Annotated in this window: 23 protein-coding genes, 1 tRNA gene and 1 pseudogene; 15 read left to right on the top strand and 10 right to left on the bottom strand. The window is 70.6% G+C overall.

Going from position 1 to position 25785, the window contains the following annotated elements; translation table 11 throughout:
• The 4 genes and pseudogenes from CQZ88_RS31130 to CQZ88_RS15245 form a co-directional block, all read right to left on the bottom strand.
• A pseudogene (locus CQZ88_RS31130) lies at positions 1-199 on the bottom strand (esterase family protein); the annotation flags it as partial.
• A 128-nt stretch (positions 200-327) separates the two neighbouring features.
• On the bottom strand, positions 328-1638 hold the full coding sequence (locus tag CQZ88_RS15255) for a DUF1254 domain-containing protein (protein WP_044475699.1): 1311 nt from the start codon (positions 1636-1638) through the stop codon (positions 328-330).
• Positions 1639-1817: 179 nt separating this feature from the next.
• Positions 1818-1902, bottom strand: a tRNA-Ser gene (locus CQZ88_RS15250).
• Positions 1903-1912: 10 nt separating this feature from the next.
• On the bottom strand, positions 1913-2401 hold the full coding sequence (locus CQZ88_RS15245) for a MarR family winged helix-turn-helix transcriptional regulator (protein ID WP_006932792.1): 489 nt from the start codon (positions 2399-2401) through the stop codon (positions 1913-1915).
• Between the two features lie 96 nt (positions 2402-2497).
• Here CQZ88_RS15245 and CQZ88_RS15240 point away from each other — a divergent pair, with 96 nt between their 5' ends.
• Positions 2498-3484 (top strand): NAD(P)H-quinone oxidoreductase, encoded by a 987-nt coding sequence (locus CQZ88_RS15240; protein ID WP_102799983.1) that lies wholly within the window; start codon positions 2498-2500, stop codon positions 3482-3484.
• Between the two features lie 14 nt (positions 3485-3498).
• Here the strand turns inward: CQZ88_RS15240 and CQZ88_RS15235 are convergent, their stop codons facing one another.
• Positions 3499-4707: a cysteine desulfurase-like protein gene (locus CQZ88_RS15235; RefSeq protein WP_029547046.1), complete on the bottom strand. Its 1209-nt coding sequence runs from the start codon at positions 4705-4707 to the stop codon at positions 3499-3501.
• A gap of 155 nt (positions 4708-4862) precedes the next feature.
• Here CQZ88_RS15235 and CQZ88_RS15230 point away from each other — a divergent pair, with 155 nt between their 5' ends.
• The 5 genes from CQZ88_RS15230 to CQZ88_RS15210 all read left to right on the top strand — a co-directional run bounded on the left by CQZ88_RS15230 (position 4863) and on the right by CQZ88_RS15210 (position 9096).
• Positions 4863-5450 (top strand): bacterial proteasome activator family protein, encoded by a 588-nt coding sequence (locus tag CQZ88_RS15230; RefSeq protein WP_029547045.1) that lies wholly within the window; start codon positions 4863-4865, stop codon positions 5448-5450.
• 38 nt (positions 5451-5488) lie between these two features.
• Positions 5489-6364, top strand: coding sequence for an ABC transporter permease (locus tag CQZ88_RS15225; protein WP_006932781.1), 876 nt, complete (start codon positions 5489-5491; stop codon positions 6362-6364).
• Positions 6365-6376: 12 nt separating this feature from the next.
• Positions 6377-7201, top strand: a complete 825-nt coding sequence (locus CQZ88_RS15220; protein ID WP_029547044.1) for an ABC transporter ATP-binding protein — start codon at positions 6377-6379, stop codon at positions 7199-7201.
• Positions 7198-8097 carry a glycosyltransferase gene (locus tag CQZ88_RS15215; protein ID WP_006932777.1) on the top strand — a complete coding sequence of 300 codons (900 nt, stop codon included), beginning with the start codon at positions 7198-7200 and terminating at the stop codon, positions 8095-8097. Before CQZ88_RS15220 ends, CQZ88_RS15215 begins: the two co-directional genes overlap by 4 nt.
• Before the next feature lie 144 nt (positions 8098-8241).
• The gene (locus CQZ88_RS15210; protein ID WP_102799982.1) at positions 8242-9096 is read left to right on the top strand and encodes a TylF/MycF/NovP-related O-methyltransferase; all 855 of its coding nucleotides are present in this window, start codon (positions 8242-8244) and stop codon (positions 9094-9096) included.
• A gap of 4 nt (positions 9097-9100) precedes the next feature.
• Here the strand turns inward: CQZ88_RS15210 and CQZ88_RS15205 are convergent, their stop codons facing one another.
• Together CQZ88_RS15205 and CQZ88_RS15200 are read right to left on the bottom strand one after the other, a co-directional pair.
• Positions 9101-10612, bottom strand: a complete 1512-nt coding sequence (locus tag CQZ88_RS15205) for a glycosyltransferase family 39 protein (protein ID WP_102799981.1) — start codon at positions 10610-10612, stop codon at positions 9101-9103.
• A gap of 3 nt (positions 10613-10615) precedes the next feature.
• Entirely contained in the window at positions 10616-12517 is a 1902-nt protein-coding gene (locus CQZ88_RS15200; protein WP_102799980.1) for a glycosyltransferase, read from the bottom strand.
• A 205-nt stretch (positions 12518-12722) separates the two neighbouring features.
• On the opposite strand from CQZ88_RS15200, the gene CQZ88_RS15195 reads away from it, so the two are divergent.
• Positions 12723-14969, top strand: coding sequence for a hypothetical protein (locus CQZ88_RS15195; protein ID WP_102799979.1), 2247 nt, complete (start codon positions 12723-12725; stop codon positions 14967-14969).
• On the opposite strand, the gene CQZ88_RS15190 is transcribed toward CQZ88_RS15195, so the two are convergent.
• Positions 14956-15795, bottom strand: coding sequence for a glycosyltransferase family 2 protein (locus CQZ88_RS15190; RefSeq protein ID WP_029547040.1), 840 nt, complete (start codon positions 15793-15795; stop codon positions 14956-14958). The two genes, CQZ88_RS15195 and CQZ88_RS15190, sit on opposite strands and share 14 nt — an antisense overlap.
• 165 nt (positions 15796-15960) lie before the next feature.
• Between CQZ88_RS15190 and CQZ88_RS15185 the strand changes: the two genes are divergently transcribed.
• Together CQZ88_RS15185 and CQZ88_RS15180 are read left to right on the top strand one after the other, a co-directional pair.
• A complete protein-coding gene (locus CQZ88_RS15185; protein ID WP_029547039.1) occupies positions 15961-16962 on the top strand; it encodes a glycosyltransferase family 2 protein in 1002 nt (333 codons plus the stop codon).
• Between the two features lie 2 nt (positions 16963-16964).
• The gene (locus tag CQZ88_RS15180; protein WP_029547038.1) at positions 16965-17933 is read left to right on the top strand and encodes an NAD(P)-dependent oxidoreductase; all 969 of its coding nucleotides are present in this window, start codon (positions 16965-16967) and stop codon (positions 17931-17933) included.
• On the opposite strand, the gene rfbB is transcribed toward CQZ88_RS15180, so the two are convergent.
• Positions 17891-18907, bottom strand: coding sequence for a dTDP-glucose 4,6-dehydratase (gene rfbB, locus CQZ88_RS15175; protein WP_050034387.1), 1017 nt, complete (start codon positions 18905-18907; stop codon positions 17891-17893). The genes CQZ88_RS15180 and rfbB overlap by 43 nt on opposite strands.
• A 64-nt stretch (positions 18908-18971) precedes the next feature.
• On the opposite strand from rfbB, the gene rfbA reads away from it, so the two are divergent.
• The 3 genes from rfbA to CQZ88_RS15160 are packed head-to-tail and all read left to right on the top strand — an operon-like array spanning position 18972 to position 20916.
• Positions 18972-19844: a glucose-1-phosphate thymidylyltransferase RfbA gene (rfbA, locus tag CQZ88_RS15170; protein ID WP_006932754.1), complete on the top strand. Its 873-nt coding sequence runs from the start codon at positions 18972-18974 to the stop codon at positions 19842-19844.
• A 2-nt stretch (positions 19845-19846) separates the two neighbouring features.
• On the top strand, positions 19847-20434 hold the full coding sequence (locus CQZ88_RS15165) for a dTDP-4-dehydrorhamnose 3,5-epimerase family protein (RefSeq protein WP_006932752.1): 588 nt from the start codon (positions 19847-19849) through the stop codon (positions 20432-20434).
• Positions 20431-20916, top strand: coding sequence for a GtrA family protein (locus tag CQZ88_RS15160; RefSeq protein WP_006932750.1), 486 nt, complete (start codon positions 20431-20433; stop codon positions 20914-20916). The genes CQZ88_RS15165 and CQZ88_RS15160 overlap by 4 nt, the downstream gene beginning before the upstream one ends.
• A 77-nt stretch (positions 20917-20993) precedes the next feature.
• Here the strand turns inward: CQZ88_RS15160 and CQZ88_RS15155 are convergent, their stop codons facing one another.
• Positions 20994-21416 carry a GtrA family protein gene (locus CQZ88_RS15155; protein WP_006932748.1) on the bottom strand — a complete coding sequence of 141 codons (423 nt, stop codon included), beginning with the start codon at positions 21414-21416 and terminating at the stop codon, positions 20994-20996.
• 206 nt (positions 21417-21622) lie between these two features.
• Here CQZ88_RS15155 and CQZ88_RS15150 point away from each other — a divergent pair, with 206 nt between their 5' ends.
• The 3 genes from CQZ88_RS15150 to CQZ88_RS15140 all read left to right on the top strand — a co-directional run.
• Positions 21623-23047, top strand: coding sequence for an FAD-binding oxidoreductase (locus CQZ88_RS15150; protein WP_006932747.1), 1425 nt, complete (start codon positions 21623-21625; stop codon positions 23045-23047).
• Positions 23047-23844, top strand: a complete 798-nt coding sequence (locus CQZ88_RS15145) for a decaprenylphospho-beta-D-erythro-pentofuranosid-2-ulose 2-reductase (RefSeq protein ID WP_102799978.1) — start codon at positions 23047-23049, stop codon at positions 23842-23844. The genes CQZ88_RS15150 and CQZ88_RS15145 overlap by 1 nt, the downstream gene beginning before the upstream one ends.
• Before the next feature lie 39 nt (positions 23845-23883).
• On the top strand, positions 23884-25785 hold a 1902-nt coding region (locus tag CQZ88_RS15140), incomplete at its 3' end, for a galactan 5-O-arabinofuranosyltransferase (RefSeq protein WP_102799989.1).

Raw genomic sequence — 25785 nt, 5'->3', positions numbered from 1 at the left:
CCCCGGCGGGGTGCAGGACCTGCACCTGGACGACCCGCTGCATCGACGGCGAGGACACGAACACCGCCGAGCGTCGAGCGGTGAGGGACTCCACCCGATCCACCCGCGCGGATGCCGCCGGCTCGGCGGACACGACGGACGTCACGGACAGTGGCAAAACGAACGCCGCGACGAGCGTCGCGACCACAGCTCTGAGCATCAACTTCCTTCGTCCCCCGACTTCGGAAAATCCGATTCCACAGTACGGACCGGGGCGGGTCAAGAAAGTGGGGCTCGTCACCAACGCGGATCGCCGCCCTTGGTGACGGTGGGGCACCGCGTCGCCGGCTACGGCTGTGGGGTCGGTTCCGGCGGGGTCCACGCCCGGTCCGTCGGCAGGTACGACCGGAACATCAGCACGAATTCCCCGGGCGGCGCCGGCAGCCAGTTCGAGCCGCCCGACACCGGCGGCCGGGACGAGACCCACACGTCGAGCGCACCGTCGGGACCACGGACCAGTCCGGGCGTCCGGTCGCCGACGGCGTAGCGGTCGACCGGGTTGGCGACGAGGAACATGTCGGGGCCGTACACGGTGACGGACCAGAAGCCGCGGTCGTCCACCGGCGGCCCCTCGGGCGGGAAGCGCAGGAGGTAACCGGCCTCGCCCCGCAGCGCCGATCCGTCCGCCGCGGTGCGGGCCACGTGGTACGTCGATTCCTCCGGCACGTTCGCGCCGAGCCCGATCGTCGCGACCACCGCGCGCTGCAGGTAGTCGGTGCCGTACCGGCCCGCGGTCGCCAGCGAGCCCCACACCGCACCGGACTGCTCGCCCGAGTCGACGAGGTCCCGGATGCGTCGCTCGCCGCGGATCACCCCGGTGGCGAGTGCGGCGACGGTGTCCGCCGGCCCGGCACTCGGCCGGGCGCCGGGCCCGACCCCGAGGCCGGCGAGTTCGTCGAGCAACGGTCCGTCGGCGGGCGGTGGTGGGTTCGCGGCCAGGATCGCCGACAGCTCGTCGAAGAACTGCGGCCCCGACGCCGCGAGCGCCTGCGGGTCGGGGTTGCTTCCGCACGCGGTCGGCGGCAGCGGTGGCGGCGCATCGGCGACGGGGGCGGTCAGCACGGTGAGCGAGTACTGCCGCTGCACGGCCCGGGCGGCCTCGAGGTCGGTCTGCGCCTCGACGAGAGTCCGGCCGATCATCCAGGCGTCCCACGTGGGTGACTCGATCACGGCCGCTCCCGCCGGCAGCGGACCGTCCCATCCCGGTGGGACGACGACGTGGGCGCCTGCGGCCGATCCCGTCGCCCGGGTGCCGACGTTGGCGAAGACGTCGGTATAGATGTCGAGAAATTGGAAGTCGAAGTACCGATCCCCCGCCTCCGGGTGCGTGAGCAGCACCGGTCCTTCCCGAAGATCCAGCCACGCAATCGAATACAGTGTGTCGACGTTGGGGGCGACGACGACGCGCGAGGTGGGATCGGCCGTCGCGGACTGGTGGTGGAGCCGGTTCACCGGCAGCAGGCAGAGCATGTTCGCCCGGGTCCGCGCGAGCGTCACGGGCGCGTAGCCGTAGACGTAGCCGTCGGTGGCCACGTCGACCGCGGTCCGCTCCGGTTCCGCTGCCGGATGCGGCGCCGCGCAGGCGGTCAGCAGGCCCACCGCGAGCGCTGCCGCCGCCCGAGCTGCTGTGCCGGCCATTCCGTCAGTGTAGGAGGCGAGAACGCGTTCCTGGAGCGACACTCGCCGTCGGATCCGGGCGCTCCGGTGCCACCTGCGCGCGTCCGACGACGAAGCCCGTCACCTGCACACACGCCGCAGGTGACGGGCTCTCCTTCCGGCGGAAGCGGAGGGATTTGAACCCCCGGTGGGTCTCCCCACGCTCGCTTTCAAGGCGAGTGCATTCGGCCGCTCTGCCACGCTTCCGTGCCAAATCCTAACCACACCTGTCGTCGACGGCCGCCTCCACCTTGGTGAAGATCTCGGAGAGGGTCCGGATCTGCGTCCTCGTGAGCAGGTCGACGAGGTTGCGGCGCACCCCGGCGACGTGCGTGGGCGCGGCCTCGGTGAGCCGGCGGCGGCCCTCGTCGGTGAGGGTGGCGAGGACGCCGCGGCCGTCCTCGAGGCAGGAACTGCGCACCACCATCGACGCGGCCTCCATGCGGCGGATCTGGTGGGTGAGGCGACTGCGGGACGACAGCACCCCGTCGGCGAGGTCGCTCATGCGCAGCGCCCCGTCGGGAGCCTCGGAGAGCAGCACCAGGATCCGGTACTCGGCCAGGGACAGGCCGTGCGCCTCCTGCAGGTCGCGATTGAGTCGATCCATGAGCCGGTGATTGCCGTCGATGTAGGCCCGCCATGCCCGCTGCTCGTCCGTGTCGAGCCAGCGCGGATCGGGACGGTCGGCATGCAGTTCGGCTGTCACGCGGGCAGTGTAGAGGCAGGCCGTCGTCTGTGTTACTCGCCGGTCAGTTCGCTGCGTGTCGCCCCTGCGTCGGCGTGTCGCGATAGCGTCGAACCCATGCGCGCAATCACGATCACTGAACCCGGCGGCTCCGGGGTCATGCAGTGGGCCGAGCAGCCCGACCCCACCCCCGGTCCCGGACAGGTCCTGATCGACGTGGCCGCGACGGCCGTCAACCGTGCCGATCTGCTGCAGCGCCGCGGCCTGTACCCGCCGCCGCCCGGGTCGAGCGACGTCCTGGGTCTCGAATGCTCGGGGGTGATCGCCGAACTCGGTGAGGGCGTGAGCGGCTGGTCGATCGGCGACCGGGTGTGCGCGCTGCTGACCGGCGGCGGCTACGCCGAGCAGGTCGTCGTCCCCGCCGGACAGGTCCTGCCCGTGCCGGAGGGCGTGGATCTCGCGGTGGCGGCGTCACTGCCCGAGGTGGCGTGCACCGTGTGGTCGAACGTGGTGATGGCGGCGGGCCTGCGCCGCGGTGAGGTGCTGCTCGTGCACGGCGGTGGGGGCGGCATCGGCACCCACGCCATCCAGGTCGGCAAGGCGCTGGGCGCGAAGATCGCGGTGACCGCGTCGGCCGGCAAGCTCGACTACTGCCGTGAGCTCGGCGCCGACCTCGCGATCGACTACCGCTCGCAGGACTTCGTCGCCGAGGTCCGAGGCCGGTTCGGCGGCGCCGACGTGGTGCTCGACAACATGGGCGCGGCCTACCTGTCCCGCAACGTCGACGTGCTCTCCCCCGACGGCCGGCTCGTGGTGATCGGCATGCAGGGCGGCGCGAAGGGCGAGCTCAACCTCGGCAAGCTGCTCGCCAAGCGCGGGCACGTCCTCGCCACGGGCCTGCGTGGGCGGCCGGAGACCGGCCGTTCCGGCAAGAGCACGATCGTCGCGCAGGTTCGCGAGCACGTGTGGCCGATGATCGCCGAGGCCCAGGTCCGGCCCGTCGTACACGCAGAGGTGCCGATCACCGAGGCCGCGCGGGCCCACGAGATGCTGGATTCCCCCGACACCGTAGGCAAGGTCGTGCTGCGCATCGATCGGCACTAGGCCGGTCGGCCCGGTCAGGAGGCGGTGAGGTTGCGCAGCTCGCGCACCAGCTGGTCGAGCTCGTAGCGGGTGGTGTACGGGGCCAGGCCGATGGTGACCGCGCCGCCCTCGTCGCTGACGCCGAGCGAGTCGAGCAGGCGGCTCGTGCCGCGGCTGACCGCGACGGTGGCGATGCGACGGTCGGCGAGATGCGCGGCGACCTTCTCGGCGGGCACGCCCGCGACGGTGAAGCTCAGCGTCGGCACGCGGCTCGACGCACGGCCGATCACCATCACGTCGGGCAGGTTGTCGAGCAGGCGCATCAGCCGCTCGAACAGCTGGTCCTGGTAGCCCTGCAGCGAACTGATCGACGTTTCGAGACGCTCGCGGCGCGTGCCGGTCGCCTCGTCGTCGAGGGCCGCGAGGAAGTCGACGGACGTGACGAGCCCGGCGAGCATCGCGAACTGATGGCCGCCGACTTCGAGCCGCTCGGGGCCGCGTGCGTGCGGATCCAGGGAGACCGCCGGGATCCGGTCGAGTTGCGCCGGGTCGCGGAACACCAGGGCGCCGACCTGCGGTCCCCCCCACGCGGACGCGTTGACCGCGAGCACGTCGGCGCCGAGTTCGTGGATGTCGACGTGCGCGTAGGGCGCGGCCCCGGCCGCGTCGACCACCATGAGCCCGCCGACCTCGTGGAGCCGGTCGGCGGCGACGCGCACGTCCGGCGCGGAACCTACGAGCGACGACGCGGCGGTCAGCGCGACGAGCCGGGTGGTGGGAGTGATCAGTTCCTCGAACTGCCAGCTCGGCAGCTCGCACGTCTCGATCTCGACCTCGGCCCACCGGACCTGGGCGCCGTAGCGGCTCGCGACGCGCAGCCACGGTGCCACGTTGGCCTCGTCGTCCAGCCGGGACAGCACGAGCCCGGTGCCGAGCCCGAGCCGGGAACTGAGCGACTCCGCGAGCCAGGCCAGCAGGACCGCCCGATCCGGTCCGAGCACCACACCCGCCGGGTCACCGCCGACGAGATCGGCGACGGCGACGCGCGCCGCCTGCAGCAGCGACGCGCTCCGACGGTTGGAGGTGTGCCGGCCCGTCGGGGACGCCGCGGCGTTGCGGAATGCCGTCGACACCGCGCGGGAGACCGCGTCGGGAATCTGCATTCCGGCCTGTGGGTCGAGATGGATCCAACCGTCGCCGAGCGAGGGAATCAACCCCCGGATCCGGGCAACGTCGTAAGCCATGCGTGACACTCTAAATCCCGGTGTCAATCGTGTGTCGTCCACGTCGGTCCCGTACGCCCTCCGAAGGTGCACGTACGGAGCGCAATGTCGGGTGAAACCTCCCGTATCGGGAACCTGACTCGGCAACGGCACCGGCGAGAGGACAAGATGGAACCATGACGCATTCGGAGAATGAGCACGTCCTCGTGATCGGACCCGACGGCAATCCCGTCGCGGTCCAGCGCGACGGTACCGCCTCCGGTGATCCGCGGGAGTCCGCCGCCGAGCCCCAGGAGAAGCCGGATGACGCCGAGTCGCTCGCCGACATGGTCGAGCAGCCGGCGAAGGTCATGCGGATCGGCACCATGATCAAGCAGCTGCTCGAGGAGGTCCGCGCCGCGCCGCTCGACGATGCGAGCCGTGCCCGTCTGCGCGAGATCCACCAGTCCTCCATCCAGGAGCTCGGCGAGGGCCTCGCCCCGGAACTGCGCGAGGAACTCCAACGGCTCGCGTTGCCCTTCGGTCAGGACGAGGTGCCGTCCGACGCGGAGCTGCGGATCGCGCACGCTCAGCTCGTCGGTTGGCTCGAGGGCCTGTTCCACGGCATCCAGACGGCACTGTTCGCGCAGCAGATGGCGGCGCGGGCGCAGCTCGAGCAGATGCGTCAGGGTGCGCTGCCGCCGGGCATGCTGGGGGGCGGACCGCGCCCCGACGAACGGCACGGCCCGGGACCGGGTGCCCCGGGTACCGGTCAGTACCTGTAGCGACGGCCCGACCACGATCCCCGGTAGGCTCGGACCTCGTGTCAGCTTCTGCCCTCGATCCCGAGCCCACCGCCGCGGACTCTCCGGTGGTGTCGGATTCGCAGACCTTCCGGCGCGGCCTGAAGGATCTGCGCGACGGCTTCGCCCAGCGCGAGCTGTGGCTCAGCCTGGCCTGGCAGGACATCAAGCAGCGCTACCGGCGCTCGGTCATCGGTCCGTTCTGGATCACCATCGCCACCGGTGTCCAGGCCACCGCCATCGGCATCCTGTACGCCGCGCTGCTGGACATTCCGCTCGACGAGTTCCTGCCGTACGTGACGGTCGGACTGATCGTCTGGAACATGATCAGCGCCTCCATCCTGGAGGGCTCGGAGGTGTTCATCGCCAACGAGGGCCTGATCAAGCAGTTGCCGTCGGCGCTGAGCGTGCACATCTACCGGCTCGTGTGGCGGCAGTTGCTGTTCTTCGCCCACAACCTCGTGATCTACGTGATCATGATCTTCGCCTTCGGAGTGTGGCGAGACCTGACCTGGACGTCCCTCGCGGCGATCCCGGCGCTGGGCCTGATCGTGCTCAACGCCGTCTGGGTGGCGATCCTGTTCGGCATCTTCGCCACCCGCTACCGCGACATCGCCCCGATCCTGTCCAGCCTCACACTGCTGCTGTTCGTGCTCACCCCGATCATGTGGACGACGCAGAGCCTCGAGGCGCAGGGCGGGCAGGCCGCCCAGCGCGTCAAGCTGGCCGAGATCAACCCGCTGTTCCACTACCTCGACATCATCCGGGCGCCGATGATCGGCCAGGACCAGCAGGCCTACCACTGGTACATCGTGCTGGCGATCACCGTGGCCGGCTGGGGACTGGCGCTGCTGGCGCTGCGTAAGTACCGGGCCCGCGTGCCCTACTGGGTCTAAGGGGCCGTCATCATGACCGAACATGTGAGCATCGAGACGCGCGGCGCGTGCGTCGACTTCCCGATCTTCGACGCGAAGACCCGGTCGCTGAAGAAGGCGTTCCTCGGCAAGGCCGGCGGTTCGATCGGCCGCAACAACTCCGACGTGGTGGTGGTGGAGGCGCTGCGCGACATCACCCTTTCGCTGAAGGAAGGCGACCGCATCGGCCTCGTCGGTCACAACGGCGCCGGCAAGTCCACACTGCTGCGGCTGCTGGCGGGGATCTACGAGCCCACGCGCGGCAGCGCCCGGATCCGGGGCCGCGTCGCGCCGGTGTTCGACCTCGGCGTGGGCATGGACCCGGAGATCTCCGGCTACGAGAACATCATCATCCGCGGGCTGTTCCTCGGTCAGACCCGCAAGCAGATGCTCGCGAAGATGGACGAGATCGCCGAGTTCACCGAGCTCGGCGAGTACCTGAACATGCCGCTGCGCACGTATTCGACCGGCATGCGGGTCCGCGTCGCGATGGGCGTGGTCACCAGCATCGACCCCGAGATCCTGCTGCTCGACGAGGGCATCGGCGCGGTCGACGCCGACTTCATGAAGAAGGCGCGGGTGCGCCTGCAGAAGCTCGTGGAACGCTCCGGCATCCTCGTCTTCGCCAGCCACTCCAACGAGTTCCTCGCGCAGCTGTGCGAGCGCGCGCTGTGGATCGACCACGGGCAGATCCGCATGGAGGGCGGCATCGAGGAGGTCGTGCGCGCTTACGAGGGCGACGACGCGGCCGACCATGTGCATCACGTCATCGCCGAGCTGGAACGCGAGCAGGGGCTGCCGCAGGAGCGCTCGGCGTGAGCGAACGCATCGTCGGGGTGGTGGTCACCCACCGGCGGCGCGAGCAGCTGGCACAGTCGCTGAAGGTCCTGAGCGCCCAGACCCGGCCGCTCGACCACCTGGTGGTCGTCGACAACGCCGACGAGGAGGCCGTGCGCGACCTCGTCGAATCGTGCCCCCTGCCCACCAGCTACCTCGGGTCCAAGCACAATCTCGGCGGCGCCGGCGGCTTCGCCCTGGGCATGCTGTACGCGCTGTCGCTCGGCGCGGACCGGGTGTGGCTCGCCGACGACGACGGCCGCCCGGAGGGCCCCGACGTCCTCGCGACACTGCTCGAGTGCGCGCAGCGGCACGGCCTGGCGGAGGTGTCGCCGGTGGTGTGCGACATCGACGACCCCGACCGTCTCGCGTTCCCGTTGCGCCGGGGCGTGGCGTGGCGTCGTCACCGCAGCGAACTCGGCGACGTCGAGAGCGACGATCTGTTGCCGGGCATCGCGTCGCTGTTCAACGGCGCCCTGTTCACCGCCGCCGCGATCGATGCGGTGGGCGTGCCGGACCTGCGGCTGTTCGTGCGGGGCGACGAGGTGGAGGTGCACCGTCGCCTGGTCCGCTCGGGTCTGCCGTTCGGCACCTGCCTGCGCACCGCCTATCTGCACCCCAACGGCGCCGACGAGTTCAAGCCGATCCTCGGCGGCCGGATGCACACCCAGTACCCGGACAACGACACGAAGCGGTTCTTCACCTACCGCAACCGCGGCTACCTGCTCTCACAGCCCGGTCTGCGCCGGTTGCTGCCACAGGAATGGGTGCGGTTCGGCTGGTACTTCCTCGTCAGCCGCCGGGACCCTGCCGCGCTCCGCGAATGGGTGCGGCTGCGCAAGCTGGGCCGGCAGGAACGGTTCGAGCGGCCTGTGTGAGGGACCGACTATCGGGCCGAATGTCACATTGTGTCGATGGAACCGGCGCAATGTGACATTCGGCCGGGTGGGAGGGCGCGATTGCGCCCTATCGGCCCACTGTCTAGGTTCGGGGCTAGGTCTCGACGGGCACGGGAGGGCGCGATGCTGGGGCGTTGGCGGGCGACGACCCGGGGCAAGCTGCAGCGTGCCGTCGCCGAAGTCGTCGACCTCTCGGCGCGACGCACCCGCGAGCTGCAGGAGAACCACCACGACCGGATTCTCGCCGAGCTGACCGCGACCACCGCGGAGCTGCGGCAGGTACTGGCCGAGCTCGCACAGACCCGTTCGGAGGTGGGCCTGCTCCGGGACCGCGTCGCCGATCTCGAGCACCGGCAGCGCCGCGACCTGCGCTATGCGATGGACCGCGCCGCGACCGACACCGCCGCGGCGTTCGCGGTCACGAACATGCCCACCGCCGCGGTCCTCGACACCCCGCACGACACCCTGCGGTTCGCGCTCGACCGGGTGTCCCGGCCCGGCCTGGCCCTCGAGTTCGGGGTCGCGTCGGGCACCACGTTGCGGATCGTCGCCGACGCGTTGGGCGCGGACCACCCGGTGTTCGGGTTCGACGTCTTCACCGGACTGCCGGAGGCATGGCGCAGCGGGTTCCCCGCCGGGGAGTTCGCGCAGGACACCCCGCCCGACGTGCCCGGCGCCGAGCTGGTGCCCGGCCTGTTCGCCGACACCCTTCCCCGCTTCCTCGCCGCACATCCCGGCGACGTCGCGTTCGTCCACCTCGACGCCGACCTCTACTCGTCCACGACGACGGTGCTCGACCTGCTCGAGGACCGCCTGGTGCCCGGCACCGTGCTGGTGTTCGACGAGTTCTTCAACTATCCCGGCTGGCAGCGGCACGAGTACCGGGCGTGGACCGAGTTCGTCGCGCGCACCGGACTCGCGTTCGAGTACCTGGCGTACACGGCCGACAACGAGCAGGTCGTCGTGCAGCTGCGGTGAACCGTCACCGCACGAAACGGATCACCTGGCTGACGTTGAACTGCCGGCGCTCGTCGATCCGGAAACCGGCATGCACGAGCCCGGCGTACTCCGGGGTCGACTCGAACCGGTGCGGTGGAAGCGTCCACCACTGATTCGACGTGTGATAGACCCGCTGTTCGGTCGTCCGCTCGGCGTCCGCGAAGAACCACACCACCTCGCACGTGGGCAACTGCCCCGCGACAGCCTGGAACGGGAGATTCTCGTCCCACAGCCAGCCCTCGGCGGCCGCGGTCCGTCCGAGCCCCAGGTCGCGGGTCCCCGCGAACGTGTCCGGGCGCGCGGTCTGCACCAGCCGCTGCGACGCCGGGTTCCATGCGGCGCCGCCGAACAGCACACAGTCGCCCGGCGCCAGCCGGCCGGCGACGTCGCGGTTGACCGTGCTGAAGTCCATGCCGCTGGGGTCGGACCACGGGGAGCGCTGCGCGACGAACGACGGCACGGTCAGCAGCACCAGCGCACCGGTGACACCGACCGTCGCCCACGGCCGCACGGCCACGGCCGCGACGGCGACCGCACCGATGAGGGCCACCGCCGGCGTCGTGAACGTCAGATACCGGTCCAGGTAGACCGGGGACGCGACGAGCGAGTACGTCACGAGCATCGCCATCGGCACGACGATCCACGGCACGGCCACCGCGAGAACACCGTGCCGCTGCGCCCGCATGCGTCGCCGCCCAGACGCGACGAGCCCCACGACGACCAGGACCGTGAATGCCGCCGCGAACCAGGGGGCGCCCACGAACCACTGGTACTCCCACACGATCCGCGGCAGGTTCCGGTCGAGCGGCGGAATCCACGTGGTCTGCCCCGCCTGGGCGAACGCCTCCAGCACGAGCGGGCTCGCCGCCGCCGACCCCGCCACGACCGCCCCCAGCCACGCGAGTCCGCGGCGCCGCAGGTCACCCCGCAACGCCACGATGATCAGATGGGCCGGTATCAGCGCGACCGTGTACAGGAACAGCACCACCGACAGTGCGAGCACAGCGGCGTACACCAGCCACCATCGGAGCCGGCCCGACTCGCACGCCACGAGCAGCAGCACGGTCAGCCATACGGCGGCGGCCGCGGACGGGGCATAGCTGCGGGCCTCGACCGCAGCCCACGTCACGCGCGGCAGCAGCAGGAAGACGACACCCGCGAGCACGCCCAGCCGCCGGTCGGCGAGTTTCCAGCCCAGCACGACCACACCCCCGGCCGCGGCGCCCACGGCCAGGACGCTCGGCAGCCGCGCCGAGAATTCCGAAGCCCCGAAGACGGCGAACCAGTACCGCATCGCCACGTAGTAGAGGCCGTGGACGATGTCGACGTTACCGAGCACCCGGTCCAGGTCGACGCGGGAGCGCTGCGCCACCGAGAGGGTGGCCAGCTCGTCGTACCAGAAGGAGGGGCGCCCGGTGCCCAACGCGGCGACGATCGAACCCAGCAGTGCGATGAGGACAGCATCCCGCGCGCACGCCGTGGTCCGATCGGCCATCGGCTACTTCCCGTACAGGCGGGCCCAGTTCTCCCGGCTGGTCAGCTGCGGCATGGCCTCGCGATACCGCAGGGACACCGCGGGGGTCTCCTTCTTCAAGGCCTGCAGCGCGCGCACACCGCGCCGGAGCAGCGCGACGGCCCGCTCCTTGTCCCGCTTGCGCACGCGGACCCCTTCCTGGGACGCGTCGGTGACCACGGCGTGCGAGAACAGCGACACGTGCCACCAGTGCGCATCCGACGACGGGATGGCGACCGGATGCGCCGGGAGGCGACCGCGCCACTGGTTGAGGGTGCGCTTGGCCAGTACCGCCCACTCGAGGCTCTTGCGCGGGTACGGGCCGGCCGGGGTGATGAACATGTCGGCCGGACGCAGGCCCGGCACGTTGTTCGCGTTGTGGCGGATGGTCTCACCGTATTCCGCGCGCTCGCGCCGGATGACGGCCGCCGCCTCCATGCCGCCGTCGTGCAGGAACTCGGGCCCCCGCAGGAAGTCCTCGACGGCCTTGATCAGGGTGAAGGCCATCCCGTACTGCATCGAGACGAGGTACCGGAACAGGTCGGTCCGCAACTGCTTGGCGAGTGCCTTGCCGTCGAGTTCGGTGTGCAGGGCCGCGGTGATCATGGCGTTGCGGAGGTTGAAGTAGCGGTGCCACTCGTCCCAGTCCTTCCACGCGAAATCCGCGTGCCACACCGCGGCACCGGGCAGCGTGACGGTCGCGACGCCGTTCGCCCGCGAGCGGTAGCCGTACTCGATGTCGTCCCACTGGAAGAACAGGGGCAGCGGATAGCCGACCTTCTCCACGACCTCCGACGGGATCAGGCACGACCACCACCCGTTGTAGCCGGCGTCGACCCGGATGTCCTGCTGCTTCTTCAGCGTGCTCTTGTCCGCGAGCGCGTTCTTCACCTCCAGCCCGGCCTGGAGCCGCTGCAGGTCTGCGACCTCGGCCCCGACGTGGACCCGGTCGGGATGCAGCAGGTACAGCATCTGCGCGCCGACGATCGCGGGCTCGACGGTGCAGTTCGCGAACATGTTGAGCCGGACCACCGCCTCCGGTTCGCACAGGACGTCGTCGTCCATGAACACGATGTTGGCTCCGGGGTTCCGCGCGGAGCCGGCGACCTCGTACAGGCCGCGGGTGAATCCGCCGGCGCCGCCCAGGTTGGGCTGTGTGATGTAGACGAGCTTGTCGCCGAGTTCGGAGGCGACGCGCTGGAACTCCTGCCGGGTCTCCACCCGGTCGGTGCCCTGATCGATCACGTACACCGACTGCACGTCGGCCAGCGCGATCGGGTCGTCCGCCATGGCGGCCAGCGTCGCCGCGCAGTCGTCGGCGCGGTTGAAGGTGCAGATGACGACGGCGGCCGGCCGCAGGGACTTCGGTGCCGGCACCGTCCACCGGGCGTTCTCGACGGCCAGTTCGCCGGCGCCGGTGGAGATCCGTGCGAACAGGGCACCGCCGTCGACGAACCGGTCGATCGGGGTGGACACCGTCACCGTCGCGGGCGCGCCGTTCGACGACACGGCGGTCGTGGCGACGATCCGTCGCCGGCCCCGGGCATCGGTGGCGACCAGTTCGATGCGGCCGTCCCCGTCGACCTCGGCGACGAACTCGACCTCGGTGACGGCGGTCCAGCGCTGCCAGTAGCTGGCGGGGAATCTGCCGAAGTAGGTGTCCGTTTCGACACGGCTCCGGCGGCCGAGACGCACCCTGGTCCGCTCACGGTCGACGGTCCCCTTGACGGTGACGTACATGTCGTCGCTGACCAGCGGAGACGGCCCCGCGAACAGCGCACGCTGAGCGGTCGGACGGGTCGCGGGGCGCCCCGTGACGGACGAACCGTCAGCTGCGGTGCCGACCCCTCCCGTCGGTTCGATCGCAGCGAATTCGGCCTTGTCCATCCGTCGAAACACCTTTCGGAACCTTGCTGCCCCCCAGGACACAACTCGTCCCAGGCTACCAACGGACCGGGGACCGGCCGACGTCCCCGCGGATCCACCCCCGCGCCCGGCCGGTCGTCGCCCGGCCCACCCCCGTTATCCTTGGCCTCTGGCCAGCCTCGTCCCTGGCCTCCGGCCAGCCCCGTCCCCGACCTCTGGAGCACATGTGACCTCCGCCGTCGTGCCCGCGGTGACGACGCGGCGGCAGCGCCGGACGTGGGGTGCCGCAGTGGCAGCGATGGTGACGGTCACCTACCTGGTGATCCTGGCGGCCGACGATCGATGGTTCTACACCGACGACACGGAATCGGGTGCGGTACCGAACTGGATCTTCCTCGGCCGGATCCTGCGGACCGGACAGCTTCCGAGCCTCGTGCCGGAACAGTGGATGGCCGGGAACTACCCGGTCGAGGGGCAGGGCGGCCTCTGGAATCCGCCGCAGCTGCTCGTCAACCTGATCGCGCCGTCCGTCGACAACATGGTGCTGCTCTCGACCGGCGTGAAGTGGGCGTTCTCCGTCGTCCTGGCGCTGGGCGTGTACCGGATCTGCCTGGAGTACGGCGCTCGCGCGACGTGGGCGGCGGTGGCCGGCGCCGCCGTCCCGTTCACCGGGTTCGCGCTCTTCTTCGACCAGGCGACCTGGGTCACGGCCCTCACCGGCTCGGCGTGGGTGGCCCAGGCGTGGGCCAGTTCGCTCCGCTACCTGCGCGGACGCTCCGGTCCCCTGCCGGCGTTCGTGTTCCTGTACCTCGCCGTCAGCGTCGGCTACGTCTTTCCCGCGCTCGTCGCCGGGATCCTCACGGGCTGCCTCATGATCGGCGAACGGATCCATCGGCACTCGTGGCGGCCCTCGCTGCGGCTGGCGGTGGTCGCGAGCTGCGCCGCCGCGGGCGGGTTGATCACCTACCTGCCCGGGGCGCTGTCCAGCTCCGTCACCTGGCGCTCCGACCAGGGCTTCCAGAACGACAACTTCCTCACGGCACCTTGGTCGGACACCCTCAACTCCGGCATCCCCTCCGCGCTGCCGGGCATCGAAGCCTGGTTCGGGGAGGTGCAGCCGTTCCCCGTCACCTACATCGCCTGGTTCGCCGTCCCGGCGCTCGCCTTCGTGGACTGGAAGACCGTGCACCGGTCCGTGCGCAGCCTCGCCGGCGCGCTGATCTTCCTCGTCGCCATGCTCATGGCGACGGCCGGCCCCAGCGTGATGGGGCCGTTGCGCTGGCCGGCGCGGCTGCTGCCGATGTTCGCTCTCGCGACACTCGTGGTGGTGTGCGTGCTGATCAGCCGCCACGGCACGCTCCGCAGGATGCGGGTGCGGGCGGGCGCGGCGGCCACGCTCGTGCTGCTGATGACCCTGCGCTCCGGGTCCTCGTCCCCCGAGTTCATGAACCGTCACCTGCTGTGGGCGGGCGCCGTCCTCCTCGTCGGGGCCGCCGTCCTGTGGGGCGCGCTCCGCGCCGGTGAGCGGGCGGTGGCGGCGATCCTGCTGCTCTCGGCGCTGCCCGTCGTGTACTTCCAGGTGGCGTCGACGACACCGCACCCGCTCGCGTGGGATCTGCCGGCCCGGCAGTCGGTCGCGAAGGAGAACTTCCCGGACCGGCCGGGCACCACGCTGCAGCTCGCCGACCGCGAACTGGTGCTGCCGTGGACCGCGAATCCGCAGGGCGTCTACCGCTCCCTCGTGTTCGGCAATTTCGCCAAGTCCCTCGACGAGACGTACGTCAACGCCTACACCCCCATCGGCTTCGAGGAGTTCGCCTTCCACCTGTGCATGCGGCACGACGGCTCGAGCTGCGCCGACGCGTTCGGCGCCGCGTTCGCCACCGAATCGAGCACCGACCGGACGTACGTGGACCTGATGCTCGTGGATCGGGTGGTGCTGCAGCGCCGGCAGTACCCGGACGCCGACTCGGAGCCGGCGCCGCCCGGCTGGCGGTGGGTGCAGTCGCCGCCCGGGTCCGCGGACGCCGTGGACGCGGTGATCCTCGAACGGCTCGCCGGACCGATCAGCGGCCGGAACGGACGCATCTCCTTCACGGAAGGGGTCACCGCCACCCCGGTCTCCGAGGACTACGCGACGAGCCGGGTCCGCGTGAACTCGGTGGACGGCGGACGCGTCGTCTTCGGACGCCTGAACTGGCCCGGCTACTCGGCCACGCTGGACGGCCGGCCCCTGGAACCGCGCTCGGTGGACGGCATGTTCCTCGCGGTGGACATCCCCGCCGGCACCGAGGACGGCGAGCTCGTCGTGCGCTGGACACCGCCGGGCCAGGGAGCCGGGTTCGCCGGCCTGGGCCTCGGCATCGCGGGCGCCGCGGCGATGCAGCTGCTGTACCTGAGAGACCGGCGGAAGGCGCGACGGGAGAATCCGGAGGAGGCCGCGGCGCCCGTACCGGCGGCTACCGTGGGCTGAGACGCGACCGGAACACGGTGTAGAACACCCGCCGCTGAAGCGCGGCGAGTTCGGCGCGGCGATTCCCCTGCCACACGTCGGCCGCCCGGAGCCCGCCGGGCAGTTGTTCGGACACCCACCGGTGATAGGCCTTCGCCTGCCGGGCCTGCTCGGCGACGAGGGCCACGCTCCACTGACCGGCACTGACCCGGAAACCGCCGACGACCTGCCGCAGGGCATACAGGTCGCCGTGGAACAGCACCTTCGTGTAGGAGGCCATGTCGATCAGGTAGGGGAAACGACCGTCCCATCCGCCGGCCCGCTCGAGGGCATCGCGGCGCATCATCACGCACATCGGCTCACCGAACACGTTCGTGCCCAGCCGCACGGTGCGCCGGATCGCCTCCCCGCCCGGCACCAGGCCCGACAGTCCCTGGAGACCGCGTCCGCCGATCATCTTCGCGCCTCGCGCGTCGAGAATGTCCCGCTGCGACGCCACCGCCACCGCCGACGGGTGCGCGTCCAGGGCCGCCACCTGGGCCGACAGGGCCCCCGGATACAGCAGGTCGTCGCCGCACACCAGCTTGACGTACTCGCCCGCGGCCTCGGCCGTCACGCGCTGCCAGTTCCGGGGCGCACCACCGCCCGTCGGAGTCGACAACAGGGTCACGCGCCGGTCGCGGGCGTACTTGCCGAGCAGGTCGGCGGTGCCGTCGGTCGAACTGTGGTCGGCGATGATCAGCTCGAAATCCTCGAAGTCCTGCCCGAGCACGGACTCGACCGTCGCCTCGATGAACAGCGCATTGTTGTAGGCCGGAATCACCACGGACAGTTTCGGCCTCGTCACTGCTGCTCATCCCGTCCTCGAACGCACGCCCGGCGCTCGTGGCGGGCCGACTGACGGCGCCACCGTACATCGGCACGGCCCGCACCCGAAAACAGCCCCACCCGGCGTATACACTCCCGACTTGTGAGCAGCGACGACCGGCCGGGGGTGGGCACGCCGCACCGCGTGTCGGTCGTCGTGCCGGTCTATCAGGGCGAACACACTCTGGGTGACCTGCTCGAGCAGATCGTTCCGTGGACCGAGGTGACACTGACCCCCGGTGGCCGTCCCATGGTGGTCGAGGAGGTCCTGCTCGTCCACGACAACGGCCCCGACGACTCGGCCCGCGTCATCCGGGAGCTGGCCGCGAAGTACCCCTTCGTCGCCGGGGTGTGGCTCAGCCGGAACTTCGGCCAGCATCCGGCGACGCTCGCGGGCATGGCGTCGAGTGGCGGCGAGTGGATCGTCACCCTCGACGAGGACGGTCAGCACGATCCCGCCGCCATCGGCGGGCTGCTCGACACCGCGCTCGACGAGGGCGCGACCGTCGTATACGCCAAACCGACGAACGCGGCACCGCACGGCCTGCTGCGCAACGTGGCCTCCAAGGGATCCAAGTGGTTCCTGGCCCGGGTGCTGTCCGTGCCCGACAGCCCCGATTACCAGAGTTTCCGTCTGGTGCTGGGCGAGGTGGGACGTTCCCTCGCCGCCTACGCGGGTTCCGAGGTCTACCTCGACGTCGCGCTGGGGTGGATCGCAGGCAAGGTGAGCACGAGCCCGGTCGCCCTGCGGGAGGAGCAGGGACGTGCGTCCGGCTACCGGCTGCGCACTCTGCTGTCGCATTTCTGGCGGATGGTGCTGTCGAGCGGAACCAAGGGCCTGCGGATGGTGAGCCTGCTGGGCGTGGTCCTGGCCGTGGGCGGGATCCTGTGGGCGGTGTGGGTGCTGGTGTCCTACTTGTTCCTCGGCAACCGTTTCCCGGTGCAGGGCTGGGCCTCGACGACGGTCATTCTGCTGCTGGGATTCGGCGCCGTCCTGTTCTCCCTCGGAGTCATCGCCGAGTACGTGGGGGTGGCGGTGAAGACGGCGATGGGCAAACCGCCGTACCTGATCGTCAGCGATCCCGGCTCCGGTCCGCTGGCCCGCACACAGCGGTATCCCGACCTCGAATCGTTCCGGAGCGGGTAGCCGTGCCGGCGCCGACGTGGGTCGTCGGAAGTGGCGGACTGCTCGGCTCGTGGGTGACCCGGGAGCTGCACCGCCGCGACGTCCCGGTGGCGACGAGCGTGGTGCCCTGGGAGGAGCCGGAGCAGGCCCGCGACGTGCTGCTGGCCGACGCGGACCGGTTCGTCCGCGCCACCGGTGGTGGGCCGTGGCGGGTCGCGTGGTGCGCCGGCGCCGGGGTGAACGGCACGACGGCGGAAGCATTCGCGGCCGAGAACGCTCTGCTGCGCGACGTGCTCGACGGACTGGCGCACGCAGCCGGCGGCAGCGCCGAGCACGGGACGGTGTTCCACGCCTCGTCGGCAGGCGGTGTGTACGCGGCCGCGCCGGGCGCACCCCACTCCGAGCACAGCCCCACGGCCCCGCTCGGTCTCTACGGACACGCCAAGCTGGCCGCCGAGGCCGTCGTCACCGACTTCGCCGGGGCGACGGGCGCCACCGCGGTGATCGGCCGCTTCGCGAACCTCTACGGGCCGGGGCAGAATCTCGCCAAGCCGCAGGGTCTCATCTCCCACCTGTGCCGCGGCTATCTCACCGGGGCACCGGTCTCGATCTACGTCTCGATGGACACCCTGCGGGACTACCTCTACATCTCCGACGCGGCGGAGATGGTTGCCGACGCCCTGGCGCGGGCGGAAGCCGAATCGGGCGGGGTGAGCACCAAGATCTTCGCGTCCGGCCGGTCGGTGACGATCGGCGCGATCCTCGGCGCGTGCCGAACCGTCTTCCGCCGCCGCCCCAACGTCGTGCTCGCGTCCTCACCGCTCGCGTCGGTGCAAGGGCGGGACCTGCGGTTACGGTCGCTCGTGTGGACCGAGCTGGACCGCCGCAGCCATCGGCCCCTCCCGGCCGGCATCGCCGCCACGCTGGAAGCGACCCGGCGCACGATGGGTCATTCGGCTCGGCCGAGTGTCCGCTCCCCGGAACGGGCGTAGGCCTGCTCGGTGGCGTCCTTCTGCGGTCGCCACCAGTGCTCGTGGGTGCGGTACCAGTCGATGGTCGCGGCCAGGCCCTCGCGGAAGTCCCGGTAGCGGGGGGTCCAGCCGAGCTCGGTGCGCAGGCGGGTGGCGTCGATGGCGTAGCGCAGGTCGTGGCCGGGGCGGTCGGTGACGAAGTCGAAGTCGCCCCGGTCCTTACCGCACAGCTCGAGGATGGTCTCGACGACGGTGCGGTTGTTCGTCTCGCCGTCCGCGCCGATCAGATAGGTCTGGCCGATCTCGCCCTTGTCGATGATCGTCCACACCGCCCGGTTGTGGTCGTCGACGTGGATCCAGTCCCGCACGTTCGCCCCGGTGCCGTACAGCTTGGGCCGGATCCCGTCGAGGACGTTGGTGATCTGCCGCGGGATGAACTTCTCCACGTGCTGATAGGGGCCGTAGTTGTTCGAGCAGTTCGAGATCGTCGCGGCCACCCCGAACGAGCGCACCCACGCGCGCACCAGCAGGTCCGAGCCGGCCTTGGTCGACGAGTACGGGCTCGACGGGTTGTAGGCGGTGGCCTCGGTGAACCGGGCCGGATCGTCGAGCTCGAGATCGCCGTACACCTCGTCGGTGGAGATGTGGTGATACCGCACCGAATGCCGGCGCACCGCCTCGAGCAGGGTGAACGTGCCGATCAGGTTGGTCTGCACGAACGGCGACGGATCGGCCAGGGAGTTGTCGTTGTGCGACTCGGCGGCGAAGTGCACCACCAGATCCGACTCGGCCACCAGCGCGTCGACCAGGTCCGCGTCGGCGACGTCGCCGCGGACGAAGCGGATCTTCTCGGCGACCGGGTCGAGGGAGGCCGGGTTGCCGGCGTAGGTGAGCTTGTCGAGCACGGTCACCCGCGCCTCGGGGCGGTCGGCGACGGTCCGATGCACGAAGTTCGCACCGATGAAACCGGCACCGCCGGTGACGAGCAGCCGCATGCGGCAACCCTACCGGCGGTGCGTTCGCTGGTCCGCGTCCACCCCGGATGGGAGACTGCCCGTCATGCGCGGAATCATTCTCGCCGGCGGCACCGGGTCCCGCCTGCACCCGATCACCCTGGGAGTGAGCAAGCAGCTCGTACCGGTCTACGACAAGCCGATGATCTACTACCCGCTCTCGACCCTCATGCTCGCCGGGATCCGCGACATCCTGATCATCACCACGCCCGAGGATGCTCCACAGTTCCAGCGCCTGCTCGGCGACGGGTCGCGCTACGGGGTGAACCTGACCTACCGGGTCCAGCCGGAGCCGAACGGGCTCGCCCAGGCGTTCGTGCTCGGCGCCGAGCACATCGGCACCGGCAGCGTCGCCCTCGTCCTCGGCGACAACATCTTCTACGGCCCCCGCCTGGGCACCCAGCTCACCCGGTTCGCCGACCTCGACGGCGGCGCGGTGTTCGCCTACCGCGTCTCCGATCCCAGGGCCTACGGGGTGATCGAGTTCGACTCCGAGGGCCGGGCGCTCTCGCTCGAGGAGAAGCCGGCCACCCCGAAGTCGAACTTCGCGGTGCCCGGGTTGTACTTCTACGACAACGACGTCGTCGCCATCGCCCGCGGCCTGCGCCCGTCGGACCGCGGCGAATACGAGATCACCGACATCAACCGCACCTACCTCGAGGCCGGCCGGCTCCAGGTCGAGGTCCTGCCGCGCGGCACCGCCTGGCTCGACACCGGCACCTTCGACTCGCTGCTCGACGCCGGCAACTACGTCCGTACCATCGAACAACGCCAGGGCCTGAAGATCGGCGCCCCCGAGGAGGTCGCGTGGCGGCGCGGCTTCATCACCGACGACGACCTGCGCGCCCTGGCCGCGCCGCTGGTCAAATCCGGCTACGGCAGCTACCTGCTCGACCTGCTCGACCGGGAAGGACACTGACGGTGCACTACCGCGAACTGAAGATCCCCGGCGCCTACGAGATCACCCCCCGACAGTTCGGCGACGACCGCGGCGTCTTCTACGAGTGGTTCAAACAGCCCACCTTCACCGACGCCGCCGGACGCGCCCTCGACCTCGCCCAGGCCAACTGCTCGGTCTCCGCCGCCGGGGTGCTGCGCGGCATCCACTACGCCGACGTCCCCCCCGGGCAGGCCAAGTACGTCACCTGCCCGGCCGGCGCGGTGCTCGACGTCGTCGTCGACCTGCGCGTCGGCTCGCCCACCTTCGGGCAGTGGGACGCGGTGCTGCTCGACGACGTCGACCGCCGCGCGATCTTCCTCCCCGAGGGCCTCGGCCACGCCTTCTGCTCCCTGGCCGACGGCTCGACCGTCGTCTACCTGTGCTCGACCGGCTACAACCCCGACCGCGAACACGAGATCGACCCCCTCGACCCGCAGATCGGCATCGACTGGCCCACCACCGGCCGCGACGGGGCGCCCCTGCACCACCAGCTGTCCGACAAGGACCGGGCGGCCCCCTCGCTGGCCGACGCCGTCGCGGCCGGGTCGCTGCCGCGGTACCTCGGGTGAGCGCGCAGCCGGTGCCCTCCCCCGATCCCGTCACCGAACCCGCCGGCGCACCCGGCGGGATGTCGGGGGCGCCGGGCCCGCTCATGCGCCTGTTCAAGAACCAGGCCGTGGCGTTCCTGCTGGTGGGGGCCTTCAACACCGCGCTGGGCACCGCTTGGTTCATCGTGTGGCAGCTCGCCGTCGGCGACACCCTCGGCTACCACGTCGCGATCGTGGCGGGCTACGCCTCCAACGTGCTGTGCGCCTTCTCCACCTACCGCTACCTCGTGTTCCGCGTGCGCGGTCACTTCCTGCGTGACCTGTGGCGGTTCGTGACCGTCAACCTGAGCGCGTTCCTGCTGAACCTCGCGCTCATGACGCTGGCGGTGTCCGTCCTCGGATTCCCCCCGATCCCCGCGCAGATCGTGATCACCTTCGTGACCGCGACGGCGAGTTTCTTCGGCTACCGGGACTTCTCCTTCCGCCGCGCCAAGCACGACTGAGCGACCCGAGCGAATGGACCATTTCGTCGGACCACGGAGGTGAGCGATACATTCGCTCGCCCCCCACGGCCGACCGATCAGCGCAGGCGGAAGATCACGGCGCGCTGCACCACGAAGTTGATCACGGTGGCCGTGCCCTGCGCGACGACGAATGCGAGCGGCACGCGCCACCACTCGGCGGGCAGCGCGTCGTACAGCACGTAGTTGATGCCGACCTGCACGGCGTAGGTGACGGCGTACAGGATCACCACCGCGACGAACCGGGCCCGGCTCGGTTCCGCCCTGAAGGTCCAGCGCCGGTTGATCAGGTAGGCGGTGGTGGTGCCGGCGACGAACGACAGCGACTTCGCGACGTTGACGTGCAGCCCCACGGCCAGCAGCAGCACGTAGAGACCGAAGTCCACGATCGCGGACAGCCCGCCGGTGAGGACGAACCGCACGATCTGCGTCTTCAGGTCGAGCGCCTCGTCGGCGGTGCTGTCGGTGAGGGGGATCTCCACCGGCAGGGGGGCGTGGTGCTCCGGTTGCGTCTGCCAGTGCGGGTGCTGCGGGTGCTCGGACACGGCGACAGCCTATGCGAGCGGCGCGAGCGCTCCCGCTCCGCGACGGAACGCACCGGGACGGTTCCGGCAATCCGGACGCCGGGGCGGGGACGTCGCCACCGACACACTCTCGCTGCTGCGACCGGCGGGTAACCTGTACGGCGATGTCCACGACAGCTGCAGAGCCGGCCGCCGCGCCGCTCCCCACCCAGACCCGCACTCTGACCGGCTGGGGGCGCACCGCCCCGACCACCGCGGAGGTGCTGTCCACTCCCGACGTCGAGGTGATCGCGCAGGCGGTCGCCCGGGTCGCGGAGCAGAACGAGTCCAAGCCGTCGCATCTGCGCCGCGGTGTCATCGCCCGCGGCCTCGGCCGCTCGTACGGTGACCCGGCGCAGAACGCGGGCGGGCTCGTCGTCGACATGACGGCGCTGGACCGGATCCACACGATCGACCGCGAATCGCGTCTGGTCACCGTCGACGCGGGCGCCAACCTGGACCAGTTGATGCGCGCGGCGCTGCCGTTCGGCCTGTGGGTGCCGGTGCTGCCGGGCACCCGGCAGGTGACCGTGGGCGGCGCCATCGGCGCGGACATCCACGGCAAGAACCACCACAGCGCCGGCAGCTTCGGCAACCACGTCCGGTCGATGGACCTGCTCACGGCCGACGGCCAGGTGCGCACCCTCACCCCGAACGGTCGCAACTCCAAGCTGTTCTGGGCGACGGTCGGCGGCATGGGCCTGACCGGCATCATCCTGCGCGCCACGATCGAGATGACGCCCACCGAGACGGCGTACTTCATCGCCGACGGCGACGTCACCAGCACCCTCGACGAGACGATCGCGCTGCACAGCGACGGCAGCGAGGCGAACTACGACTACTCGAGCGCCTGGTTCGACGCGGTCGCACCGCCGCCGAAGCTCGGCCGCGCGGCGGTCTCCCGCGGTTCGCTCGCGAAGCTCGACCAGCTGCCGAAGAAGCTGCAGAAGAACCCGCTGAAGTTCGACGCGCCGACGCTGCTGACGTTCCCGGACATCTTCCCGAACGGCCTGGCCAACAAGTACACCTTCAGCGCCGTCGGCGAGCTGTGGTACCGCAAGTCCGGCACCTACCGCGGCAAGGTCCAGAATCTGACGCAGTTCTACCACCCGCTCGACATGTTCGGTGAGTGGAACCGCGCCTACGGTTCGAACGGCTTCCTGCAGTACCAGTTCGTGGTGCCCACGGAGGCCGTCGAGGAGTTCAAGAGGATCATCGTCGACATCCAGAAGTCGGGGCACTACTCGTTCCTCAATGTCTTCAAGCTGTTCGGCCCGGGCAACAAGGCGCCGCTGAGCTTCCCGATCCCGGGGTGGAACATCTGCGTCGACTTCCCCATCAAGGCGGGCCTGAACGAGTTCGTCCGCGAACTCGACCGCCGCGTCCTCGAGTTCGGCGGCCGCCTCTACACCGCCAAGGATTCGCGCACCTCCGCCGAGACGTTCCACGCGATGTACCCGCGCATCGGCGAATGGATCAAGATCCGCCGCTCGGTCGATCCCACCAACGTGTTCGCCTCCGATATGTCCAGAAGGTTGGAACTCCACTGATGATCAACGCCGTCGGCAACCCCCAGACCCTGCTGCTCCTCGGTGGCACGTCCGAGATCGGCCTCGCCATCGTCGAGGAGTACCTGCGCAGGGCGCCGGCCCGCGTGATCCTCGCGGCGCTGCCGAACGACCCGCTGCGCGACGACGCCGTCGCGCAGGTGAAGGCCGCCGGGGCCACCAAGGTCGACGTGATCGACTTCGACGCCCTCGACACCGGCAGCCACCCGAAGGTGATCGACCGAGCCTGGGACCTCGCCGGAAACGGTCGCTCCGCAGGCTCCGCTCCTGCCGGCGACGTCGACGTCGCGATCGTCGCGTTCGGACTGCTCGGCGATGCCGAGGAGCTGTGGCAGAACCAGGCCAAGGCCGTGCAGATCGCCGAAATCAACTACACCGCGGCCGTGTCCGTCGGCGTGCTCGTCGGCGAGAAGATGAAGGCGCAGGGCTACGGCCGCATCATCGCCATGTCCTCCGCCGCGGGTGAGCGGGTGCGCCGCTCCAACTTCGTGTACGGCTCCACCAAGGCCGGTCTCGACGGCTTCTACCTCGGGCTCGGCGAGGCGCTGCGCGAGTACGGCCCCCGTGTCCTGGTGATCCGGCCGGGGCAGGTCCGCACCCGCATGTCCGCCGGAGTGAAGGAAGCCCCGCTGACGGTGAACAAGGAGGACGTCGCCAAGCTCGCCGTCTCCGCGTCCGAGAAGGGCAAGGAACTCGTGTGGGCTCCGGGCGCCTTCCGCTACGTGATGATGGTGCTGCGGCACGTCCCGCGCGCGACCTTCCGAAAGCTGCCGATCTAGGCTGCGGGGGTGTCCGACCCAGCCGTACTCTCCTCCGACGTGGCCCCCTTCCGGCGTGCGCTCCGCACCGCCGGCGAGGGGGCCGCTGCGGTTCTCGTCGCCGCGATCGTCGCCGCCGTCGGCCTGTTCGCGTTCGCGCGCGTGCAGTGGCCCGCCTTCAACTCGTCGAACGTCACGCAGGCCGTCACGACGGTGCTGCAGGTGGGGGCGCTCGCCGTGCTCGCCGTCTCCGTCGTGCTGCACCGGCGGCGACGGTGGACGCCGTTCGCGCGGGTGCTGTCGTGGGCCGGCCTGTCGGGCCTGGTCACCGTCACCCTCGGGATGCCGCTGGCCGCGACGAAGCTCTATCTGCACGGCATCTCCGTCGACCAGGAGTTCCGCACCGAGTACCTGACACGGCTCACCGACTCCCCGGCCCTGCGGGACATGACGTACGCGGACCTGCCACCGTTCTATCCCGCCGGCTGGTTCTGGGTGGGCGGCCGCTTCGCGAACCTGCTCGGCATGGACGGCTGGGAGGCGTTCAAGCCGTGGTCGATCGTGTCGCTGGCCGTCGCCGCCGTCGGCGCGCTCGTGTTGTGGACCGCGCTGGTGCGGGTCGATCTGGCCGTGCTGGTCGCCACCGCGACCACCGCCGTCGTCCTCGCCTACGGCTCCCCCGAGCCGTACGGCGCCGTCATCGCGCTGCTGCTCGCACCCGCCCTCGTCATGGCGTGGGGGGCGCTGTCGCGCCCGGTGCGTCCTTCGGGCGGCTGGAGCAGCCCAAAGGGCGCACCGGGCGGCGGAGCCGCCGTCGGGACCGGACTGTTCCTCGGGCTGGCGGCCACGTTCTACACGCTCTACCTGGGCATCGCCGCGTTCGCCGTCACCGTGATGGCCGTCGTCGCGGCGGTGCTGGCGCGACGCGCGGCCGGCACGTGGCGCGCCGCGGTCCCGGTGCTCGTGCGGTTCGTGGTGATCGGTGCGATCGCGGCGCTCGTCGCGCTGCTCGTGTGGGCGCCGTTCGTGCTCGAGGTGCTGCGGGGCGGGTCCACCGCCGGATCCGGCACCGCGACGCACTATCTGCCCGAGACCGGGGCCCGGCTGCCGCTGCCGATGTTCCACGGTTCGCTGATCGGGCTGCTGTGCCTGCTCGGCACGGTGTGGCTGGTCGGACGGGCCACGTCGTCGCGGCGCGCGCAGGCCCTCGGACTCGGCGTCGTATCCGTGTACCTGTGGTACCTGGCGTCGATGGCGCTGACCGCGCTGGGCAACACCCTGCTCGCCTTCCGCCTCGAGGTGATCCTGCTCGTGCTGCTCGCGGCCGCCGGCACGTTCGCATTCGTCGACTTCACCCGGTGGATCGTGCTGGCCACCAGCGAGAACCAGCGGGTGCGGTGGTCCCTGATCGCGGTCGGCGCGCTGGGCGCGGTCGCGTTCACCCAGAACATCCCGCAGGTCCTCGCGAGCGAGATCACCGTCGCCTACACCGACACCGACGGCGACGGTGAACGCGCCGACCAACGTCCGCCCGGCGCCGGCGCCTACTACGCCGAGCTGGACGAGGCGATCACCGCGGCGCTGGACCGGCCCCGCGACGAGATCGTCGTCCTCACCGCCGACACCACCTTCCTCGCCTACCACCCCTACCTCGGATTCCAGGCGCTGACGTCGCACTACGCGAATCCGTTGGCGGACTTCGAGGCTCGCGCCGCCGCGATCGAGGACTGGGCGTCGCTCGAGACGGCCGACGAGCTGCTCGCGGCGTGGGACGAGTCGCCGTGGCGGGGCCCCGACGCGATCGTATTCCGGCAGGGCGCCGAGGGTTACACGCTCCGGCTCGCCGAGGACGTGTACCCCAACGACCCCAATGTGCGCCGCTACACGGTGACGTACCCGAAGTCGCTGTTCGACGATCCGCGCTTCACGATCTCGGAGATCGGGCCGTTCGTCGTCGTCACC

This window comes from Rhodococcus sp. ENV425 (assembly GCF_002887785.1).
Classification (GTDB): Bacteria; Actinomycetota; Actinomycetes; order Mycobacteriales; family Mycobacteriaceae; genus Rhodococcus; species Rhodococcus aetherivorans.
Note: the sequence above shows the minus strand (reverse complement) of the source record. Positions and strands in the feature narration are given on the sequence as shown.

What these genes read in the sequence shown, in the direction of transcription:
- CQZ88_RS15200 (WP_102799980.1), bottom strand. Translation starts at nt 12,517, where the DNA reads ATGGACAAGGCCGAATTCGCTGCGATCGAACCGACGGGAGGGGTCGGC.
- CQZ88_RS15240 (WP_102799983.1), top strand. Translation starts at nt 2,498, where the DNA reads ATGCGCGCAATCACGATCACTGAACCCGGCGGCTCCGGGGTCATGCAG.
- CQZ88_RS15145 (WP_102799978.1), top strand. Translation starts at nt 23,047, where the DNA reads ATGATCAACGCCGTCGGCAACCCCCAGACCCTGCTGCTCCTCGGTGGC.
- CQZ88_RS15205 (WP_102799981.1), bottom strand. Translation starts at nt 10,612, where the DNA reads ATGGCCGATCGGACCACGGCGTGCGCGCGGGATGCTGTCCTCATCGCA.
- rfbB (WP_050034387.1), bottom strand. Translation starts at nt 18,907, where the DNA reads ATGCGGCTGCTCGTCACCGGCGGTGCCGGTTTCATCGGTGCGAACTTC.
- CQZ88_RS15150 (WP_006932747.1), top strand. Translation starts at nt 21,623, where the DNA reads ATGTCCACGACAGCTGCAGAGCCGGCCGCCGCGCCGCTCCCCACCCAG.
- rfbA (WP_006932754.1), top strand. Translation starts at nt 18,972, where the DNA reads ATGCGCGGAATCATTCTCGCCGGCGGCACCGGGTCCCGCCTGCACCCG.
- CQZ88_RS15235 (WP_029547046.1), bottom strand. Translation starts at nt 4,707, where the DNA reads ATGGCTTACGACGTTGCCCGGATCCGGGGGTTGATTCCCTCGCTCGGC.
- CQZ88_RS15220 (WP_029547044.1), top strand. Translation starts at nt 6,377, where the DNA reads ATGACCGAACATGTGAGCATCGAGACGCGCGGCGCGTGCGTCGACTTC.
- CQZ88_RS15230 (WP_029547045.1), top strand. Translation starts at nt 4,863, where the DNA reads ATGACGCATTCGGAGAATGAGCACGTCCTCGTGATCGGACCCGACGGC.
- CQZ88_RS15210 (WP_102799982.1), top strand. Translation starts at nt 8,242, where the DNA reads ATGCTGGGGCGTTGGCGGGCGACGACCCGGGGCAAGCTGCAGCGTGCC.